This window comes from Halorubrum sp. GN12_10-3_MGM (assembly GCF_005435235.1).
Taxonomy (GTDB): Archaea; Halobacteriota; Halobacteria; order Halobacteriales; family Haloferacaceae; genus Halorubrum; species Halorubrum ezzemoulense.
This window is the reverse complement of record NZ_SGUB01000003.1, coordinates 123,524-140,470: the sequence shown is the minus strand read 5'-3', so window position 1 is coordinate 140,470 and position 16,947 is coordinate 123,524. Positions and strand designations below refer to the sequence as shown.

Below are 16,947 nucleotides of genomic sequence, written 5' to 3'. Positions count from 1 at the left end.
GCGGGGCGGCGGGTGTGTGCGGGTTCACGGCGCCACCGACTTCACGCATCGAGGCGAGACGGACTGCTGACGGTCGTCGGCGGGGCGCCCGCGCCGCCGCTCGAACTGTTTCCGTCGGGGCCGCCGCTCGGACCGTTTCCGTCGGAGGCGCCGCTCGAACTGCCTCCGTCAGAGCTATGCTTGCTCGAACTGCCTCCGTCAGGGGAGCCATCGCTTGAACTGTCTCCGTCGGAGGCGTCATCGCTTGAACCGTTTCCGTCGGAGGCGCCATCGCTTGAACCGTTTCCGTCGGAGGCGTCATCGCTCGGCCCGCTTTCACTCCCGGGTTCGCTCCCCGGGTCAGTCGGACCGCCGGTCGACGCGTTGCCGGCTCCGCCGCCGGTCGCGGTGCCGGATCCCGGGGGGTCGGACCGGTTCGGGCCGTCCGCGGCGACGGCTCCGGTCCCGTTCGCGCTCCCCGACGCCGGCGGTCCGACGGACCCGTTACCGGGCTCACCGCCCGGACCTTTCCCCGAACCGGCCCCGGGCGCTCCCATCGATCCGTTCCCCGAGCTCGCTCCCGGCGACCCGGCCGATCGATTTCCCGAATCCCCTCCGGGCCGCCCCATCCCGGGTGAGCCGGCGTCGACGGGCGGGCCGCGTGCGGTCCCGTTGCCCGGCGGGCCGCGCCGCCCGGGGGCGACCGGTCCGCCGACGTCTTTGCCCGCCACGCCGCGGGCGATGGCGGCGACCTCGGGGCCGCTGAGTTCGTTCGCGCGCTCGCGCAGCGTCGCCAGCCGCTCGTTGTCGACGCCCGTCTCGTTCCGGACGGCGGCGGGGAGTTCGGCGGCCGCGCTCGCGCTCCGGTTCAGCCCCCGCGAGAGCGTCTCGATCCGCGCGGTCGTCGTCGCCATCCGCGCGGCGTACGCGCCCTGACTCAGCTCCCCGGCCTCGCGGCGCTCGCGGAGCTCGTCCTGTCGCTGTTCCAGCTCCGCGAGGCGCTCCGCGGTCCGGTTCAGCCGCTCCGCGACGACGGCGGCGCGGCTCTCGTTGGTCTCGGACTCCCGGAGCGCGACCTCGAACGCTCGCGATTCGACCTCGCCCTCGATCTCCGCGCCCTGAACGCCGACGACGCCGGCGAGCCGCTCGCCGGGACTGAGGTCGCCCGTCGCGTTCGCGCCGCTCGCGCTCTCGGCGCCCGAGTCCGCACCGCTCCCGTTCCCCGGGTCGGTCTGTGCGGTCACCATGCCCGCCGGCGCGGCGGCGGCGGCTCCGACGATCAGGGCCGCGGCGACGGCCGCGACGACGAGACTCGCAATCCAGCGGTTCATTACCAGCGTCTACGCCCTCCGATCGTATATATCCGGAACTCCGTTAAGCCGGATCAACGCGGATTAATCGCCCGACGAGACCGGGACGGCTCGATTCCTCAAAAACGAGTGACAACTGCGGGTCGCCTCCGCGGAGGACGCGCCGTCGCGACTCAGTACGTCTTCGCGAAGTACGCCGTCCGCTCGGCGGCGTCGTCGCACATCGCGCACGTCTCCTCGTGGTCCCCGTCGGCGAGGGGGTCCTCGTCGTCGAACGGGACCATCACGATCTCGGCGGCCATCGGTTCCTTGATCGGCTCCTCGCAGGCCTCGTCGCCGCACCACGGCGCCTTCACGTAGCCGCCGTGCTGGCCGAGCGTGCCGAGGATCTCGGCGCGGTCGTCGGCCTCGCGCACGCCGTTGTCGAGGGTCTCCTCCGCGGTCGCGTACAGCTTGGCGTATATCTCGTCGAACTGGTCGCGGACGGTCTCGGCGACGGCCTCGCGGTCGACCTCGACGCTCTCGCCGTCGGGCCGGTGGACCAGCGTGAGCTCCTCGTCGTCGACCTCGTGGGGACCGATCTCGATCCGGAGAGGGATCCCGTTGAGCTCGTGTTCGTTGAACTTGAACCCGGGGTTGCGCTCGTCGCGGTCGTCGAGCTCGACCCGGATCCCGGCATCGTCGAGGTCGTCGGCCACGCCCTCGGCGTAGTCGAGGACGTCTTCTTTCGTGTCCTCCTGCCAGATGGGGACGACGACGACCTGCGTGGGCGCGACCGTGTGAGGCAAGACGAGCCCCTGCTCGTCGGAGTGGGTCATGATCAGCGCGCCCAGCGCGCGCCACGAGAGCCCCCACGAGGTGGTGTGGGCGACGCGCTCCTCCTCGTCCTCGTCCGAGTAGGTGATGTCGAACGCCTCGGCGAACGACTGCCCGAGGTGGTGGGAGGTGCCCGCCTGGACCGACTTCCCGTCGGGCATCAGCGCCTCGACGGTCGTCGTCGTGTCCGCGCCGGGGAACTTGTCGTGGTCCGGCTTCTGCCCCTTCAGGACGGGCATCGCCAGCAGGTCGTCGTAGACGGACTCGTACTGGTCGAGCCGGGTCATCGTCTCCGCCCACGCGTCCTCGCGGGTCGCGTGCGCCGTGTGGCCCTCCTGCCACAGGAACTCCTTCGTCCGGAAGAAGGGCTTCGTCTCTGTCGCCTCCCAGCGCACGACCGAGCACCACTGGTTCACGCGCAGCGGGAGGTCGCGGTGGCTCCGCACCCACTGGCTGATGTACGGCGTGATGATCGATTCGGAGGTGGGCCGGACCGCGAGCCGCTCCTCGAGCTCCTTGTTGCCCGCCTCGTCGACCCACGCCACCTCGGGATCGAACCCCTCGACGATGTCCTTCTCCCGTTCGAGGTACGACTCGGGGATGAACATCGGGAAGTAGGCGTTCTGGACGCCGGTGTCCTTGAACTTCGCGTCGAGGAACCCCTGGAGCCGCTCCCAGACCGCGTACGCCCGCGGACGGGTGACGATGAAGCCGCTCATCCCCTCCGGCCCGTAGTCGGCGAGGCCGGCCTTTCGTACGACCTCGGCGTACCACTCGCCCGTGTTGTGCGTCTTGGACTCGGTGATCCCGAGCTCTTGGTCGTCGTCGCTCATTACTCTCGAAAGCGGGTGTCGCGGGCTTAAAAGGTCCGAACCCGACCGCAGCGCCGCGTCCGCCCCGAACGTGTACCCCGGTCACGTCCCGCACAGATGGAATCCGGGGAAACGTTAACCGCCTCGCGTCGCCTACGTCGCCCATGGACCTGTCGGGGGTGCGCCGCCACGCGCCGCAGTCGCTCGCCGGGCGGCGCGAGGCGGCCGTGTTGGCGCCGGTGATCGCGCGCGACGGCGACGCCCACCTGCTGTTCACCAAGCGCGCCGCGCACCTCGGCGAGCACCCCGGACAGATGAGCTTCCCCGGGGGCGGCCGCGAGCCGATCGACCGGACGCTGACGGACACCGCGCTGCGCGAGGCCGACGAGGAGGTCGGGATGCGGTCGTCGGAGGTCGACGTGATCGGCCGGCTCGACGACACGCGCACCTCGTCGCAGTACGCGGTCCGGCCGTTCGTCGGCGTCGCACCCGACCGCGAGTACGTCCCGGATGAGTCGGAGGTCGCGGAGGTGGCGGTCCTCCCGGTCGACGCGCTCACCGACCCCGCGAACTACGAGTCGGAACGCCGCGTCGACCACCCGGAGTACGGCGACCACCGCGTCCACTACTTCCACGTCGGCGGCTACACCGTCTGGGGCGTGACGGGCCGGATGGTGGTACAGCTACTGGAGCGGACGACCGACTGGCGCGCGCCCGCCGAGCCCGACCGCGTGGTCGGGGCGGACGCCGAGCTCCCGATTTAGCCATTCGTGGACGACGGCGTGGCCGGCCGCGTCACTCGGCGGGCTCGACTTCGAGCCGCAGCGTGAGGTCGGCCCCGTCGGCCAGCGCGGCGACGAGGTCGCGGTCGAGGTCGGCGGCGGCGCCGTCGCCGTCGACGAGGATCGTCCGCTCGTCGTCCGTGTAGTCGCTCGTCCGACCGACCATCGAGCGGTCGTCGAGCAGCGCGAGGTCCGGGTCGCCTCGGCCGGTGATCGTCTGCTCGAACGTCTCGTCGCCCGCGTCGACGACGAGCGTCGCCTCGATCGTCGCGTCCGCGTCCCGACACGCCTCGCGGAACTCGGCCGAAAAGTCTCGGGGGGTCCGGTCGGCCTCGACGCCGACGATACAGTCGCCGGCGGGCGTGAGCCAGTCGTCGGTCGTGAGTTCGAACGTGCTCGCGTGCTCGGCGGAGACGTGCTCGTGGCCCGTCGCGCGGACGACTTCGACGCGGGTGTCGTCGACGTCGCGCTCGCCGTCGTCGAGGGCGTCGCCCGCGGCGGGCTCGCTCGGGGCGTCTGCGTCGCTCATGCTCGCCGGTCGGCCGCGGCGCGACAAGTGGCCGTCGCTTCGGCGGCGAAGGCGGAGCCCGGGACTCCCGCCTCAGACGTCGGCGCCCTCGGCGAGCGCCGGGACGAGCCGGGCGGGGTTCTTCGCCAGCACGCGACGCATCAGGTCCTCGGAGACGTCGAGCGTGAGCACCTCCATCACGCCGACGTTCGGGTGGACGTCGGGCGCCCCGGAGCCGAAGAGGACGCGGTCGGGGTGTTCTAAGACGCCGCGTTCGAGCACCTCTCGGTAGCGCACGGCGCTCGTGTCGACGTACACCCGGTCGTACTCGTCGAGCAGGTCCAGCGTCTCGTTCATCAGGTCGGCGTCCAGCGGGTAGCCGCCGAAGCTCCCCAGCACGACCGGCAGGTCGTAGTCCAGCAGCTCCGTCTCGACCGCCTCGGGCGGGAATTTCCGGCCGGCGTGGACGAAGAGTGGGAGGTCGGCGTCCTCCAGCCGCGTCAGCACGTCCTCGTTCGGCAGCCCGTCGACGTGGGGGGCCAGCGTGAAGCCGTGGAAGCGGTCGTCGTAGGAGTACTGCTCGACGTCGTCCGGCCGGGCGTGGTGGTCGCCGCGCTCGGCGCGGAGGTTCCGGACCACCGACACGGGCCCGGTCCCCGGGTCGCGGGGGCCGTTGAGCCGGGCGAACGCGACGAACGGGCGGTCGATCGACAGGCGCGCGACCGCGTTGTTCGCGCGGAGGTAGCTCCGCCCGGCGGCGCGCTGGCCGGGGCTCGCGACCGCGCGGACGATCCCGGCCTGGAGCATTTCCCGTTCCAGTCGCTCCGGCGAGATGTCCCGCCCGTGGGTGGCGACCGACGACTCGTCGGGGTCGAGGGTCGCGCGGGTGTCGACGATCCGGAAGTCGTGTTCGAGCCCGAGCATGGCCGCTCTCTACCCGTCCGTCTCGGGCGATCCGGATGTGCCTGTCGGTCGCACGGCGGCGGGCGACGGGGGCCGAGGCACGCGACGCCGTCGCACGCGGAGCCAAGGCTGAAGACTCCTCGCCACGCCGAGCCGACATGGAACTCGTCGAAGCCGACGAGGGTGACCTCGGCGCGCTCGCCGACAGGTGGTACGACCTCGCGACGGCGATGGAGGCGTACTCGTCGCTGAACGAGATACGCCACGAGGACGCCGGGGCGGTCGCGGACGACGGCTTCCGCGCGCACCTCGACGACCCGTCGGTGACCGACTACCTCGTCGCCGTCGACGGCGAGACGGTCGGGTTCACCACCCTCGAAACGGGCACCCGGCCCGCCCGAGAGCGGGGCCGGTACCTCGATATCGTGAACCTCGAAATCGACGCGGAACACCGGAACGAGGGGTACGGCACCGCGGTCGTCGAGCGGGTCGAGGAGTTGGCCCGCGAGGCGGACCGCGACTACCTCACCGTCTCCTGCGAGTGGGGCAACGACGGCGCGCGGCGCTTCTACCGGGACGCGGGCTTCGAGCCCAAGCAGGTGACGTACGCGCGGTCGGTGGAGTGAAGCGAGGGGGCGATGCGCCCACCGACGCCCGCCGCGGTCCCGATTAGGGTCCGGCGGTCGAGACGATCTTCACCACGTCGCCCTCGGTCAGCTCGTGGTCCTCGCCGATCCGGCGCGAAGCGCGCGCGTCGACCGCGTGGAGGTACCCTTCGCCGATGTCCGAGTGGACCGCGTACGCGAGGTCCCGCGGGGTCGACCCCGCGGGCAGGAGGAACGCGTCCGGGAGGACGTTGCCCGTGCCGTCCGTCCACTTGCCGGCGTCCTGGACTGGGTAGGCCGTGATCCGGTCGAGCAGGTCGTAGACGGCCGCGTTCAGCGCCGACTGAACGCCCGTTCCGTCGTGGGCCGTCATCGACTCGCGGAGGGCGTCGAGGCCGGCGCGCTGGTCGTCGGAGACGCCGCCGACGATCTCGAACGACTCGTCGCCCGGGTCGTAGTCGACGACGCCGGCGTCGACGGCGCGGCGCAGTGCCAGTTCTCCGTCGGCGGTCGCCGGGACCACGGGCTTGTCCGTCCCCTCGCGGATCCGCTCGACCGCGTCGTCGGGGGCCGCGTCGACCTTGTTCGCGACGACGACGATGGGCTTGGTGCGCCGGCGGACCGCCCGCGCGAGCGCCTCGCGGTCGTCGTCGGTCCACGCCTTCGGATCGTCGGGGTACTCCAAGCCGCGCAGCACCGCGGTCACGTCCCGCTCGGTCGCGCCGAAGCCGGTGAGCATGTCCGAGAGCGCGGCTTCGAGGTCGAAGTCCGGCGAGCGCGACTTCCGCTCGACGCTCTCCCAGTTGCGGTCGACGATGCCGGCGAGCCACAGGTCCATCTCCTCCTCGACGAAGTCCACGTCGTCGAGGGGGTCGTGGCTCCCGACCTCGACCGGTTCGCCTTCGGCGTTCGTGGCCCCCGAGGCGTCGACGACGTTCAGGACGACGTCCGCGTTCGTCAGTTCGTCGAGGAACTGGTTGCCGAGGCCCTTCCCCTCGTGCGCGCCGGGGACCAGTCCCGCCACGTCGAGCAGTTCGATCGGGACGTAGCGCTTCCCGTCGCGACAGTTCTCGTTCTCGCAGCGCTCGTCGCGGTCGAGACACGGGCAGCGCGTCCGGACGTGGGTCACCCCGCGGTTGGCGTCGATGGTCGTGAACGGGTAGTTCGCGACGTCGACGTCGGCCATCGTGGCGGCGGTGTAGAAGGTGGACTTGCCGGCGTTCGGCTTGCCCGCGAGCGCGACCGTGAGCATACCCGACGGTCGCGGCCCCGCGAAAAGCGCCTTTCGGTCGGGCGCGGAGACGTATCGAATATGAGCCGGTCCGATGGTGCGGTGGCGCGCGCCTCCGAGCGCCAATGGGGCGCGAGGAGCGCGTGCGAGGTCGCCGGCGCTACGCGCCGGCTGCCAGAGGGACCGACGGTCCCTCGCTGGTGTCGGGCGGCCGGAGCGAAGCGGCGGCCGGCCGACGCGGCTGGGGCTTTGGCGGCAGTCCCCGTCGACTCGCTGGCCGTGTCTCACGAAGGATAGAATTTCAAGCGGCTTTACTGCTGCCGTCAGGTCGAAAATCTACTTCCGCGCGACTATCCGCAGCACGTCCTCGTCCGCCAGCTCGTGGCTCTTCCCGACCTGCTGGTCGTCGTGCTTGGCGCTCTCGCCTGAGACGCGCGCGAACTTGAACCGCTCGTCGAGTTCGCCGCCCAGCTTCGTACAGGCGTCGCCGACAGTGTCGCCCTCGAAGAGGATGAGCGGCTCCTCGTAGTCCACGCCGCGCCCCGGCTTGTCCATATAAATCCGAATAACCCCGAGTTCCTCCCAGAGCCGCTCTTTGAGCCCGTCGAGGCCGAGCTCCTTCTCGGCCGAGATGAAGAGCACGTCGTCGGGGTCGAGGTCGCGGTCGCGGAGTTCCTCCTTCACGGTCGGCAGGTAGCTCTTTTCGATGAGGTCCGCCTTGTTGACGGTGACCATCGAGGGGAGGTACTCGCGGTTGTCCATCACGGCGTCGACGAGCTCGTCGATCGTGAGGTCGTGGGGGATGGTGACCTTCGCGTTGACGTAGCCGTACTCGCGGAGGACCTGCTTGATCGTCTCCTCGTCGAGGCTCACGTCGTCGCTCATCGTCACGCCGAGCCCGTCCTTGTGGGTCTTCCGGATGTTGATGTTCGGCGGGTCGGTGTCGAGGCGGATGTTCGTCGCGTACAGCTCCTCGCGCAGGCGGTCGTACTGCTCGATCTCGAAGACCGAGAGCATGAACACGACCAGGTCCGCGGTCCGGACGACCGAGAGGACCTCCTTCCCGCCGCCGCGGCCGCCCGCCGCGCCCTCGATCAGCCCCGGCACGTCGAGGATCTGGATGTTCGCGCCGCGGTACTGTAGCATGCCCGGATTGACGTCGAGGGTCGTGAACTCGTAGGAGCCGACCTCGCTGTCGGCGTTGGTGAGGGCGTTGATGAGGGTCGACTTGCCGACGCTCGGGAACCCGACCAAGGCCACCGTGGCGTCACCGTGCTTCTCGACCGCGTAGCCGTGGCCGCCGCCGGCGGAGGACTGGTTCTCCAGCTTCTCCTTTTTCTCCGCGAGCTTCGCCTTCAGGCGCCCGATGTGGGCCTCCGTGGCCTTGTTGTAGGGCGTGTTGGCGATCTCCTCGCGGAGGTCTTCGATTTCCTCCTCCAGTCCCATTACCCGTCTCTCGGCCGCTCGGCTCGTTAAAGGTGTTCCTTCGGATCGCCGGGCCGTCGTCGGGTCGCCGCCGCGAATCGAATCCCCCGACAGCGGTCCGCGAACGGGGGCGTCGCCGCCGAACGAGTGGTTGGCGCGCCGATACTTCGACACGGTTATATCGACGACGAATAATCACTCGGCACGCCGAATGCCAGATCCGTCGAGCCTCCGCGACAGTACGCAGATCGTCCTCCCGCGCCACGCGCTCGACGGCCACCGGGAGTGCCTCGAAGACCGGTTCACGGTCACCGTCGTCGAGACGGCGGAACGGTACCGGATCATCGGCAGCCCGGTCGAAATCAAGGCCGCGAGCGACTACCTCACGCGCAACGGCGTCGCCGTCGCGTGACGCGCTCCCGACGACGCCCCTCTCCCCTCCTTCTGCCCCGTCCGGAGCGTTGAAGTCGCCGCTCTCCGAGACCCCGGACGATGGTCACCCGTCGGACGGTCCTCGCCTCCGGCGTCGCCGGAATCAGCGCGGTCGCCGGCTGTGCGGGGGGCTCCTCCCCCGCGAACGCTGACGACCGCGGCGGAGCCGACGCGGGCGGCACCGACGGCGACGCCGGAAACGGAACCGCCGCCCGAATCGGCCTCGTCGGCGACCTGATGCTCGGACGGAGCGTCGCCAACCGCTGGGCGGATGCCGACGATCCGACGGCGGTTTGGGGGTCGACGCTCCCGCGACTCCGCGACCTCGACGCGCTCGTCGGCAACTTGGAGTGTTGCGTCTCCGACCGCGGCGGCCGCTGGCCGGACAAGACGTACTACTTCCGGTCGCCGCCGTCGTTCGCGGTGCCCGCGCTGGAGGCGGCGGGGGTGTCGTTCGTCTCGCTCGCCAACAACCACGTCCTCGACTACCGGGAGCCGGCCCTCCGCGACACTCGGCGGCACCTCGCCGACGCCGGAATCGCCCGTGCGGGCGCCGGCGAAAACGCCGCCGGGGCGCTCGCCCCAGCGACGTTCGAGGCGGGCGACCTCACCGTGGCCGCGTTCGGCCTCACCGACCAGTCCGCGGCGTTCGCGGCGACCGACGCCGACCCGGGTACGGCGTTCGCGCGGCTCGACCCCGGCGTGCGCGAGACGCGCGCTCTCGTCGGCGACGCACTCGACCGCGTCGCCGAGGCGGACCCGGACCTCGTCGTTGCCTCGCTCCACTGGGGCGCGAACTGGGAGACCGAACCGCGCGCGGTCCACGAGCGATTCGGGCGCTGGCTCGTCGAACTCGGCGTCGACGTCGTCCACGGCCACAGCGCGCACGTCCTCCAGGGCGTCGAGGTACACGATGGGTCTCCGATCGTCTACGACGCCGGCGACTTCGTCGACGACTACGTCAGCTATCGCGACCGGGAGGGGGTGTACAACAAGCGGAGCGCGCTCTTCGAACTCGTCGTCCGCGACGGGGACCTCGTCGCCCTCGACGTCGTCCCGACCAAAATCGCTGACGAGGCCGCGGCGCTGGCGGACGACGAGGTCGCCGAGTGGGTCCGAGAGACGGTCGCCGAGCGCTCCACGGCGTTCGGGACCGCGGTCGAGGGGCTCGGCGGCGAACTGCCCGACGGCCGCCTGCGGATCCCGCTGGGCGACGGGTAGCCGGCCCCTCTCCGGACCGCTGGACCGCTACATCACCGGACCGCCAATCGCCGCGCCTCCGACGGCTTCCGGATCCCCACGACGGCTGCTGGGGTCCAAACCCTATTCGGTCCGATACCCCAATGGGAGCCGTGACGAACACCAACCGCGAGTGGCTTCTCGCCGAGCGGCCGACCGGCGAGCCCGATCAGGACAGCTTCGAACTGCGCGAGACGGACGTTCCCTCGCCCGCACCGGGCGAACTGCTCGTCCGCGTCCGGTACCTCTCGGTCGACCCGTACATGCGCGGCCGGATGCGCGACGCCGAGTCGTATGCCGAGCCGTGGGACGTGGGCGACGCGCTCAGAGGCGGCGTCGTCGGCGAGGTGGTCGAGAGCGAGAGCGACGCGTACGAGGCGGGCGACCTCGTGACGGGCGAGGGGCGCTGGGCCGACTACGCGACGCTCGACGCCGACGACGTCGCCCCGGTCGACCCGGCGATCGCCGACCCCGAGGCGTACCTCGGCGTCCTCGGCATGCCCGGGCGGACCGCCTACTTCGGCCTCCTCGAAGTCGGCGAGCCGAAGCCCGGCGACACGGTCGTCGTCTCCGGGGCGGCGGGCGCGGTCGGCTCGGTCGTCGGACAGATCGCGAAGCGCAACGGCTGCCGCGTGGTCGGGTTCGCCGGCAGCAACGAGAAGACCGCGTGGCTCACCGACGACTTGGACTTCGACGCCGCGATCAACTATAAGACGACGGACGACTACCGCGCCGCGCTCGACGAGGCTGCGCCCGACGGGGTCGACGTCTACTTCGACAACGTCGGCGGACCGATCACCGACGCGGTGTTCACGAGACTGAACATCGACGCGCGGGTCGCGGTCTGCGGGCAGATCGCCCATTACAACGACGAGTCGGTCCCGACCGGACCACGGAAGCTCCCGCAGCTGATCCCGGTGCGAGCGAAGGTCGAGGGCCTGCTCGTCGGCGACTTCGCGACGCGGTTCGGCGAGGCGAGCGAGCGACTCGCCCGCTGGGTCGCGAGCGGCGACCTCGAACACCGCGAGAGCGTCGTGGACGGGCTGGGGAACGCCCCGGACGCGTTCCTCGGACTGTTCTCCGGCGACAACATCGGCAAGCAGGTCGTGCGGGTGTCGTCCCCGGACGACGAGTAGCGACCGCACCGAGGCCGTCAGAGCCGGTCGAGGGCCTCGTCCAGGTCGAACTGCTCCGTCGATTCGCTGAACTCCTTCTGTTCTCCGTCGCTCTCCGACGCCGGCGTCACGAGGCGCACGAGGTCGTGGTCTATCGAGTCCGCGGTCACGGTCGCGTCGAAGCGCTCGCGCTCGGTTGCCGGTCCCGAGAACGGTTCGACGCGCTCGACGCCGTCGACCGAACACGCCACGGCGCGACACACCGCCTCGCGGAGGCGGTCGGTCGTCCCCCACCCCGACGGCGGCACGCGCGGCAGCGCTCGGTCCCGGAACCGCCACGTCTCGATCGCCAACTCCGCGTCGTGAGGGGTCATTACCGCTGGTACGCGTACCGCGGACAAGTGGGTTTTGCCGGGTCGGACCGACGGTGTCGACGCGTGACCCGTCTCCCAAACCGCGACGGGGCCGCGGCCGTCCGGATCCGTGGACTCACTCCTCGAACGCCGTCGGGTCGAAGGGGTCGGACGCCTTCCAGTACCCCGAGAAAGCCTGGTCCGCCCACTCGCGCACCGCCGGATCGTCGGTGTGGAGCGACGCCCGGAGGATGCCCCCGTCGTCGCGGACGAGCAGGTACACGGTGTCATCGGCGACGGTGACCGCGACGGGGACCTCCTCGCGACGGACGCGGATCTCCGCGTCGTCGCTCTCCGCCAGCGTTCGAAGCCGCCTCCAGAGGACGTCGTCTGCCGCGAGCGCCTCGATGGCGCCGGCCGAGAGCACCGCCTCGAACGTCTGCTCGCCCGCGGCCACCCGGTCCCGGGCCGTCGCGAGGCTCTGTTCGTTGAGCGTGTGTGAGAACGCGCGCAGCGTCGTCGCCCCCGCCATCGCGTCGAGGACGCGCTGGAGCGGCGCGCTCGGTCGCGTCCGCGTCGGAACGGTCACGGTCGCGTCGGCGAGACGGCGGAGGTCGAACCCGAGTTCGGCCGTCGGCAGGTACGCGACCACGTCCCGCAGTTTGGCCTCCGTCTCGAGGAGGGCGACGAGCTCTTCGACGCCCTCGGCCACCAACTCCCCGGTCGCGGTGGCGACGTACTCTTCACCGTCGCGGCTGACCCACGACCGGTCGGCGAAGTCCTCGAGGATCCGACCGAGGGTCGCTTGCGACGCCCCCGTGGCGGTCGCGAGGTCCGCCCGCGTCTGCGGCGCCGACGCCAACAGCTGTAACACCTCGACGCGGTTCGTCGAGCGGGCGAGGAACTCGATCTCCTCGAGCGGGGCCTCCATACGCGATCAAGCGTCCACCGGAATAAACCGGCTTCGCTCACCGTTGAGATTTCACGCCGTGAGCGATCGGCACGACGTGTTGCGCGTTTCCCGTCGTGGAATATTTTCCGGATTTCGTTATAGGTCTCCGACTGTTACATCTGTTTGTGCCGAGAAGCTCGTTCCAATCCGATCGTTCGTTCGACAATTTAACCCGGGTGTCGCAGTAACGTGTTCACCAGACGCACCGGCGCCCTGCTCTTCGTCTCGGCCCTCCTCTTCGGTGGCACCTTCGTCGCGGCGAAGGCCGGGTTGGCACACCTCCCGCCGCTGTTCTTCGTCGCCGTCCGGTTCGACATCGGCGCAGTCGTCCTCGCGGCGTTCGCAGCGACGCGACTCTCGCGGGCGGAACTGCGCCCCCGAACCGTCGGCGACGTCGCCGGTATCGTCGCGACGGGCGTGCTTGTCATCGGGCTGACGAACGCCCTGCTGTTCGTCGGACAACAGTACGTGACGAGCGGCGTGGCCGCCGTCGTCTTCAGCCTGAATCCGATCCTGACGCCGGTGTTCGCCGCGGTCCTGCTCGGCGAGGACGGCCTCTCGGTCCGCGGGTTCGTCGGGATGGGCCTCGGACTGTTCGGCGTCGCCCTCGTCGCCGATCCCGACCCTTCGGCGCTGCTCGCCGGCGGCCTCGGCGTCCCGCTGCTCTTCGCGGCCGCCGTGACGAGCGCGCTCGGCGCCGTGCTGATCCGCCGGGCCGACGCGACGCTGTCAAGCACTGCCCGCACCGTCTGGGGAGTCCCTCTGGCGGCCGCCCTCTCGCACGCGCTAAGCATCGGCGCCGGGGAGTCCGTCTCCGGGCTGTCGGTGCCGCCCGTCGCGATCGCGGCGCTGCTGTACGTCGGCGTCTTCTCCGGGGCGATCGCGTACCTCGCGTACTTCGCGCTGATCGACGAGACCGACGCGACGCGCGCGAACCTCCTGTTCTACTTCGTCCCCGTCGTCTCCGCGGTGGGTGGCTGGGCGCTGCTCGGCGAGACGCTCTCGGTGCGGTCGCTCGTCGGATTCGGCGTCATCTTCGCCGGCTTCCTCCTCGTTAGCGGGCTCTCCGCGGGCCCGTCGCGGCTCCTCCGTCAGCTGGTCCCGGCGCGATTCGTCGACGACGGCCCGCTGTGAGCGGCGGCGGACCGTTGTAAACGGCGATAGCGGTTCACCGGAAACGACGGTACAGCTATCTCCTCGCGGAACGTATCAGTAGTGTGAACAAATTGCGACCGGTCGCCGTCGCCGTCGTCGCGGTCGCCGCCGCGTACGCGGTCTTCGCCGGGGTGCTGGTCGGGTCCGACGTGGCGTCGTACACCTCGGACGGCGTGACCGTCCCCGACCTCGCTTACGAGGATACGCTGGAGCGAGCCGACGCGGCCGGCTACGCGGTCGAACGCGTTGGATCGAGCGGGTTCCACCCGACCGGGATCGACGACCTCGACGCCGACCTCGGCCCGGAGTACGAGGCGTTCAGAGTCACGTACGACCACGCGTCGGCGGCCCGACTGTGGGCGACGTTCCACGCCGAGGAGGGGATCACCGTCGTGACGCTGTTCCCGGACGACGCCGACGGCGACCTCACCGTCGACGACCTGCCGCCCGAGGAGTGGCTCGTCGACCGGCTCGCGCTGCTGTTCGAGATGGACGAGGCGACCGCCGCGGCGTACGTCGAGGAGATCGAAACGGCGGTCAGCACGGGCGACCCGACCGAGCCCGGCGCGAGCACGCCGAGCGTCGAGGTCGACGAGCCGGTCGCCTTCCGGGCCGCCTACGACGACCTGACGGCGCGCGCGACGACCGTCAATGCGACCTCCACGCCCGGGTCGGGCTGGCACGAGCGCGTCTATCACGCTGGCGACGAGCGGCTCGGCAGCGCCGAGTTCGTCCTCTCCCGCGCGACCGTGACGCGCGAGGTCGACGGCTACACCTACCGCGTTCACGTCGACTACCACGGCGGCGTGGCGGTCGACGCGCAGACGCGCGCAACCCGGACGTTCGAGGAAGACGCCGTCCGCGCCGCCTTCCGAGAAATGTTCGTTGAGATGGGGGTCCCGCCCGAGACGGCCGACCACCTCCAGTTCTTGTATCGGGGAAGCGTGTGGTGAGCGCCGCCGCTTCGCTCGGTATCAAGTAAAAGTACGTCGGACTGCTCTCCTCGCGAAGTGCTCGGAGACGAATGCGCGGGACCGGATTCGAACCGGCGGACCCCTACGGGATAGCGTCCTAAGCGCTACGCCTTTGGCCTGGCTCGGCAACCCGCGCGCGGTAACTCGTAGACCGGCTACGTCAAAAATACCTGTCGTTACGGGTTCGAGGGATGCGACCGCCGCGGGAAGACGGCGACCGGTCAGAACGACGGCTCGTCCCGCGGGTGTCGCAGGTCGATCTCGTTCGCGTGAACCGTCCCCGGCGTCGTCGCAATATCGTGGATTCGCTCGGCGATCTGATTGGGGTCCATCCAACGGTCGTGGTCCGGATACCGATCGCGGAGCGACGGCTTGTCGATCCAGCCGTCGACGATCAGGTGAACCGCCTGTACGTCGGCCTCTCCGAGCCGCGGGTCGGCGGCGAGAGAGCGAACGAGCCCGCGGGTCCCGTGGCGCGCCGCCGCGTAGGCGACGTCCTCGGACGGGCGCCGAGACTGGCCGGAGCTGGTCACGACGACGGTTCCACCGCCTTCGTCGACCATGTCGTCGACCGCCTCGCGAAGGCACCGGAACGCGCCGCGCAGACGCGTGTCGATCACGTTGCGGAACCCGGCCGGATCCACGTCTACGATCCCGCCGCCGACGGACGGGGACCCGCTAGTGAACACCAAGCGGTCGACCGGCGAGAAGGCGTCTCGAACGGTTTCGAATGCCGACGCGACCGCCGTCGGGTCGGCGATGTCCGTCTCGACCGGGAGGGTACTGCCGGGCGTCTCCGCCTGAATCTCGTCGGCGGTCGACGAGAGGTAGTCGCTCGACCTAGCGAACAGCGCGACATCGTCGCCGTCGGCGGCGAACCGGCGGGCCACGGAGGATCCCAGCCCCGGACCGACTCCCGCGACGACGGTCGTGGGTGTCATACACACGCTTCGTCCGGGAGCCGCTAATGGTTTGTCTCGCGCACCGCGAGCAGCGTCCCGCGTCCGCGGGACGCCGCGGGGGCCAGCTATCGCGTCGACGCGGCTACCGACGCGACGCGGCCAAGCGACGGCGGGGCGGACCGCGGCCTCACTCGCAGAACTCGCAGTCGCAGTACGCCTCGCAGACGGGGTTGTCGCAGTCGGCGTTGCGGGCCGAGCAGTGTGCCCGGCCGTGCCGGATCAGGAGGACGTGGAGCGGGTAGATCAGCTCGTCGGGAACGCGTTCGTCCAACACGTCGTGGGCGCGCTCGTTCGACGCCGACTCCGGGACGAGCCCGAACCGCTTCGAGACGCGCTCGACGTGGGTGTCGACCGCCATCGTCGGCTTCCCGAAGTGGAAGTTCAACACGACGCTGGCGGTCTTCGGCCCGACGCCCTTGATCTCGGTGAGCCACGCCTTCGCCTCCTCGGTCGGCAGCGCGTCGAGGAACGCCAGCGAGTACGCCCCGCCTGTCTCCTCGCGGATCGCGGTCAGCGCGCGCTGGATGCGCGCGGCCTTCTGGTCCGGGAGGCCCGCGACGCGGATCGTTTCCCGCAGCTCCTCGTGGTCGGCGGCCTCGATCGCCGCGAAGTCGTCGTACCGGTCGAACAGCGCCTCCGACGCGCGCCGCGTGTTCTCGTCGGCGACGTTCTGCGAGAGGATCGTCGTCACCAGCTGGCGGACGCCCTCGCCCGGCTCGGCGGTGGGGTCCGCGCCGTGTTCGGCGACTCGGTCGACCGGCTCGTACAGCGCCACGAGGTCGTCGTGGAGCGCTCGGACCCGCATCTCGTCCCACGTCTGCGTCGACATACGCGCGCTACGTGTGCGGGCGACTTCAGGGCGGCGGCCGCGCTCGGGAGTGGCCGCCCCCGGTCCGGGGCACGCGATCGCCGTCGGCTCCGCGGAGCGGCGCCGGTACCGGTGCGGCGACCGCGGCCGTTTATGTTCCTCGCTCGACTACCCCGGGGCGTGTACCGGGCGAGCGACCGAGTCGACAACGAAGCGTGGATCGAACTGGTCGAGGAGGCGTGCGACTCGCTCGATTTGGACGCGGAGACGCGCTCGACCGCGGTCGACCTCTTCCTCTCGCGAGCGCCCGACGACGACCGGGGGAAGCGCGTCGCGGCCGCCGCCAGCCTCTACGCCGCCAGTCTGATCCGCGGCGAGGAGCGCTCGCAGTCCGCCGTCGCCGACGCGATGGACGTCTCGCGGCTCTCGGTTCAAAAGCGGTGGAAGCCGATCCTCGAAGACGCCGGCTTCTCGCCGCCGTCGTGGTGACCCCTCAAAAAGTACTCCTGACGTCGCTGTCGCGGAATGTCTGCGGACTGATCGCCAGCGACAGATTTATTTTCTAACGTAAAGTCCCCGTTACTGT

At 70.5% G+C, this 16,947-nt stretch carries 18 protein-coding genes and 1 tRNA gene; 8 read left to right on the top strand and 11 right to left on the bottom strand.

What is annotated here, in order from left to right:
• Positions 1-41: 41 nt before the first annotated feature.
• Positions 42-1,310: a hypothetical protein gene (locus EXE47_RS03835; RefSeq protein WP_089307858.1), complete on the bottom strand. Its 1,269-nt coding sequence runs from the start codon at positions 1,308-1,310 to the stop codon at positions 42-44.
• 152 nt (positions 1,311-1,462) lie between these two features.
• On the bottom strand, positions 1,463-2,938 hold the full coding sequence (gene proS / locus EXE47_RS03830) for a proline--tRNA ligase (RefSeq protein ID WP_089307857.1): 1,476 nt from the start codon (positions 2,936-2,938) through the stop codon (positions 1,463-1,465).
• A gap of 143 nt (positions 2,939-3,081) precedes the next feature.
• On the opposite strand from proS, the gene EXE47_RS03825 reads away from it, so the two are divergent.
• Positions 3,082-3,681 carry a CoA pyrophosphatase gene (locus tag EXE47_RS03825; protein ID WP_049932827.1) on the top strand — a complete coding sequence of 200 codons (600 nt, stop codon included), beginning with the start codon at positions 3,082-3,084 and terminating at the stop codon, positions 3,679-3,681.
• Positions 3,682-3,712: 31 nt separating this feature from the next.
• Here the strand turns inward: EXE47_RS03825 and EXE47_RS03820 are convergent, their stop codons facing one another.
• Together EXE47_RS03820 and EXE47_RS03815 are read right to left on the bottom strand one after the other, a co-directional pair.
• Positions 3,713-4,228 (bottom strand): DUF371 domain-containing protein, encoded by a 516-nt coding sequence (locus EXE47_RS03820; protein ID WP_049932826.1) that lies wholly within the window; start codon positions 4,226-4,228, stop codon positions 3,713-3,715.
• A 72-nt stretch (positions 4,229-4,300) separates the two neighbouring features.
• On the bottom strand, positions 4,301-5,131 hold the full coding sequence (locus EXE47_RS03815; RefSeq protein WP_049932825.1) for an amidohydrolase family protein: 831 nt from the start codon (positions 5,129-5,131) through the stop codon (positions 4,301-4,303).
• A gap of 137 nt (positions 5,132-5,268) precedes the next feature.
• Between EXE47_RS03815 and EXE47_RS03810 the strand changes: the two genes are divergently transcribed.
• Entirely contained in the window at positions 5,269-5,736 is a 468-nt protein-coding gene (locus EXE47_RS03810; protein WP_089307856.1) for a GNAT family N-acetyltransferase, read from the top strand.
• Positions 5,737-5,779: 43 nt separating this feature from the next.
• On the opposite strand, the gene EXE47_RS03805 is transcribed toward EXE47_RS03810, so the two are convergent.
• Entirely contained in the window at positions 5,780-6,967 is a 1,188-nt protein-coding gene (locus EXE47_RS03805; protein ID WP_089307855.1) for a redox-regulated ATPase YchF, read from the bottom strand.
• A gap of 315 nt (positions 6,968-7,282) precedes the next feature.
• The gene (locus tag EXE47_RS03800) at positions 7,283-8,392 is read right to left on the bottom strand and encodes a GTP-binding protein (RefSeq protein ID WP_049932822.1); all 1,110 of its coding nucleotides are present in this window, start codon (positions 8,390-8,392) and stop codon (positions 7,283-7,285) included.
• Between the two features lie 190 nt (positions 8,393-8,582).
• Between EXE47_RS03800 and EXE47_RS03795 the strand changes: the two genes are divergently transcribed.
• From EXE47_RS03795 to EXE47_RS03785, 3 genes are all read left to right on the top strand, one after another.
• Positions 8,583-8,783, top strand: a complete 201-nt coding sequence (locus EXE47_RS03795) for a hypothetical protein (protein ID WP_049932821.1) — start codon at positions 8,583-8,585, stop codon at positions 8,781-8,783.
• An 80-nt stretch (positions 8,784-8,863) separates the two neighbouring features.
• Complete coding sequence (locus EXE47_RS03790) at positions 8,864-10,024, top strand: CapA family protein (RefSeq protein WP_089307854.1); 1,161 nt, start codon at positions 8,864-8,866, stop codon at positions 10,022-10,024.
• A 131-nt stretch (positions 10,025-10,155) separates the two neighbouring features.
• Positions 10,156-11,178 carry an NADP-dependent oxidoreductase gene (locus EXE47_RS03785; protein ID WP_089307853.1) on the top strand — a complete coding sequence of 341 codons (1,023 nt, stop codon included), beginning with the start codon at positions 10,156-10,158 and terminating at the stop codon, positions 11,176-11,178.
• A gap of 17 nt (positions 11,179-11,195) precedes the next feature.
• Here EXE47_RS03785 and EXE47_RS03780 read toward each other — a convergent pair whose 3' ends face one another.
• Together EXE47_RS03780 and EXE47_RS03775 are read right to left on the bottom strand one after the other, a co-directional pair.
• Positions 11,196-11,531 carry a hypothetical protein gene (locus EXE47_RS03780; protein ID WP_089307852.1) on the bottom strand — a complete coding sequence of 112 codons (336 nt, stop codon included), beginning with the start codon at positions 11,529-11,531 and terminating at the stop codon, positions 11,196-11,198.
• Positions 11,532-11,646: 115 nt separating this feature from the next.
• The gene (locus EXE47_RS03775; RefSeq protein WP_086216633.1) at positions 11,647-12,441 is read right to left on the bottom strand and encodes a winged helix-turn-helix domain-containing protein; all 795 of its coding nucleotides are present in this window, start codon (positions 12,439-12,441) and stop codon (positions 11,647-11,649) included.
• Between the two features lie 210 nt (positions 12,442-12,651).
• Between EXE47_RS03775 and EXE47_RS03770 the strand changes: the two genes are divergently transcribed.
• Together EXE47_RS03770 and EXE47_RS03765 are read left to right on the top strand one after the other, a co-directional pair.
• Positions 12,652-13,596: a DMT family transporter gene (locus EXE47_RS03770; protein ID WP_089307851.1), complete on the top strand. Its 945-nt coding sequence runs from the start codon at positions 12,652-12,654 to the stop codon at positions 13,594-13,596.
• An 83-nt stretch (positions 13,597-13,679) separates the two neighbouring features.
• The gene (locus EXE47_RS03765) at positions 13,680-14,570 is read left to right on the top strand and encodes a hypothetical protein (RefSeq protein WP_094552747.1); all 891 of its coding nucleotides are present in this window, start codon (positions 13,680-13,682) and stop codon (positions 14,568-14,570) included.
• A 72-nt stretch (positions 14,571-14,642) separates the two neighbouring features.
• On the opposite strand, the gene EXE47_RS03760 is transcribed toward EXE47_RS03765, so the two are convergent.
• The 3 genes from EXE47_RS03760 to nth form a co-directional block, all read right to left on the bottom strand.
• Positions 14,643-14,727 (bottom strand) — tRNA-Leu (locus EXE47_RS03760).
• An 85-nt stretch (positions 14,728-14,812) separates the two neighbouring features.
• Entirely contained in the window at positions 14,813-15,532 is a 720-nt protein-coding gene (locus EXE47_RS03755; protein ID WP_089307849.1) for an SDR family NAD(P)-dependent oxidoreductase, read from the bottom strand.
• A gap of 148 nt (positions 15,533-15,680) precedes the next feature.
• Entirely contained in the window at positions 15,681-16,382 is a 702-nt protein-coding gene (nth, locus tag EXE47_RS03750; protein ID WP_049932813.1) for an endonuclease III, read from the bottom strand.
• Between the two features lie 159 nt (positions 16,383-16,541).
• Here nth and EXE47_RS03745 point away from each other — a divergent pair, with 159 nt between their 5' ends.
• Positions 16,542-16,850 carry a cyclin gene (locus tag EXE47_RS03745; RefSeq protein ID WP_049932812.1) on the top strand — a complete coding sequence of 103 codons (309 nt, stop codon included), beginning with the start codon at positions 16,542-16,544 and terminating at the stop codon, positions 16,848-16,850.
• Positions 16,851-16,947: the final 97 nt, after the last annotated feature.

What these genes read in the sequence shown, in the direction of transcription:
- EXE47_RS03755 (WP_089307849.1), bottom strand. Translation starts at nt 15,532, where the DNA reads ATGACACCCACGACCGTCGTCGCGGGAGTCGGTCCGGGGCTGGGATCC.
- EXE47_RS03775 (WP_086216633.1), bottom strand. Translation starts at nt 12,441, where the DNA reads ATGGAGGCCCCGCTCGAGGAGATCGAGTTCCTCGCCCGCTCGACGAAC.
- nth (WP_049932813.1), bottom strand. Translation starts at nt 16,382, where the DNA reads ATGTCGACGCAGACGTGGGACGAGATGCGGGTCCGAGCGCTCCACGAC.
- EXE47_RS03835 (WP_089307858.1), bottom strand. Translation starts at nt 1,310, where the DNA reads ATGAACCGCTGGATTGCGAGTCTCGTCGTCGCGGCCGTCGCCGCGGCC.
- EXE47_RS03805 (WP_089307855.1), bottom strand. Translation starts at nt 6,967, where the DNA reads ATGCTCACGGTCGCGCTCGCGGGCAAGCCGAACGCCGGCAAGTCCACC.
- EXE47_RS03800 (WP_049932822.1), bottom strand. Translation starts at nt 8,392, where the DNA reads ATGGGACTGGAGGAGGAAATCGAAGACCTCCGCGAGGAGATCGCCAAC.
- EXE47_RS03825 (WP_049932827.1), top strand. Translation starts at nt 3,082, where the DNA reads ATGGACCTGTCGGGGGTGCGCCGCCACGCGCCGCAGTCGCTCGCCGGG.
- EXE47_RS03810 (WP_089307856.1), top strand. Translation starts at nt 5,269, where the DNA reads ATGGAACTCGTCGAAGCCGACGAGGGTGACCTCGGCGCGCTCGCCGAC.
- EXE47_RS03780 (WP_089307852.1), bottom strand. Translation starts at nt 11,531, where the DNA reads ATGACCCCTCACGACGCGGAGTTGGCGATCGAGACGTGGCGGTTCCGG.
- proS (WP_089307857.1), bottom strand. Translation starts at nt 2,938, where the DNA reads ATGAGCGACGACGACCAAGAGCTCGGGATCACCGAGTCCAAGACGCAC.
- EXE47_RS03790 (WP_089307854.1), top strand. Translation starts at nt 8,864, where the DNA reads ATGGTCACCCGTCGGACGGTCCTCGCCTCCGGCGTCGCCGGAATCAGC.
- EXE47_RS03795 (WP_049932821.1), top strand. Translation starts at nt 8,583, where the DNA reads ATGCCAGATCCGTCGAGCCTCCGCGACAGTACGCAGATCGTCCTCCCG.
- EXE47_RS03820 (WP_049932826.1), bottom strand. Translation starts at nt 4,228, where the DNA reads ATGAGCGACGCAGACGCCCCGAGCGAGCCCGCCGCGGGCGACGCCCTC.
- EXE47_RS03815 (WP_049932825.1), bottom strand. Translation starts at nt 5,131, where the DNA reads ATGCTCGGGCTCGAACACGACTTCCGGATCGTCGACACCCGCGCGACC.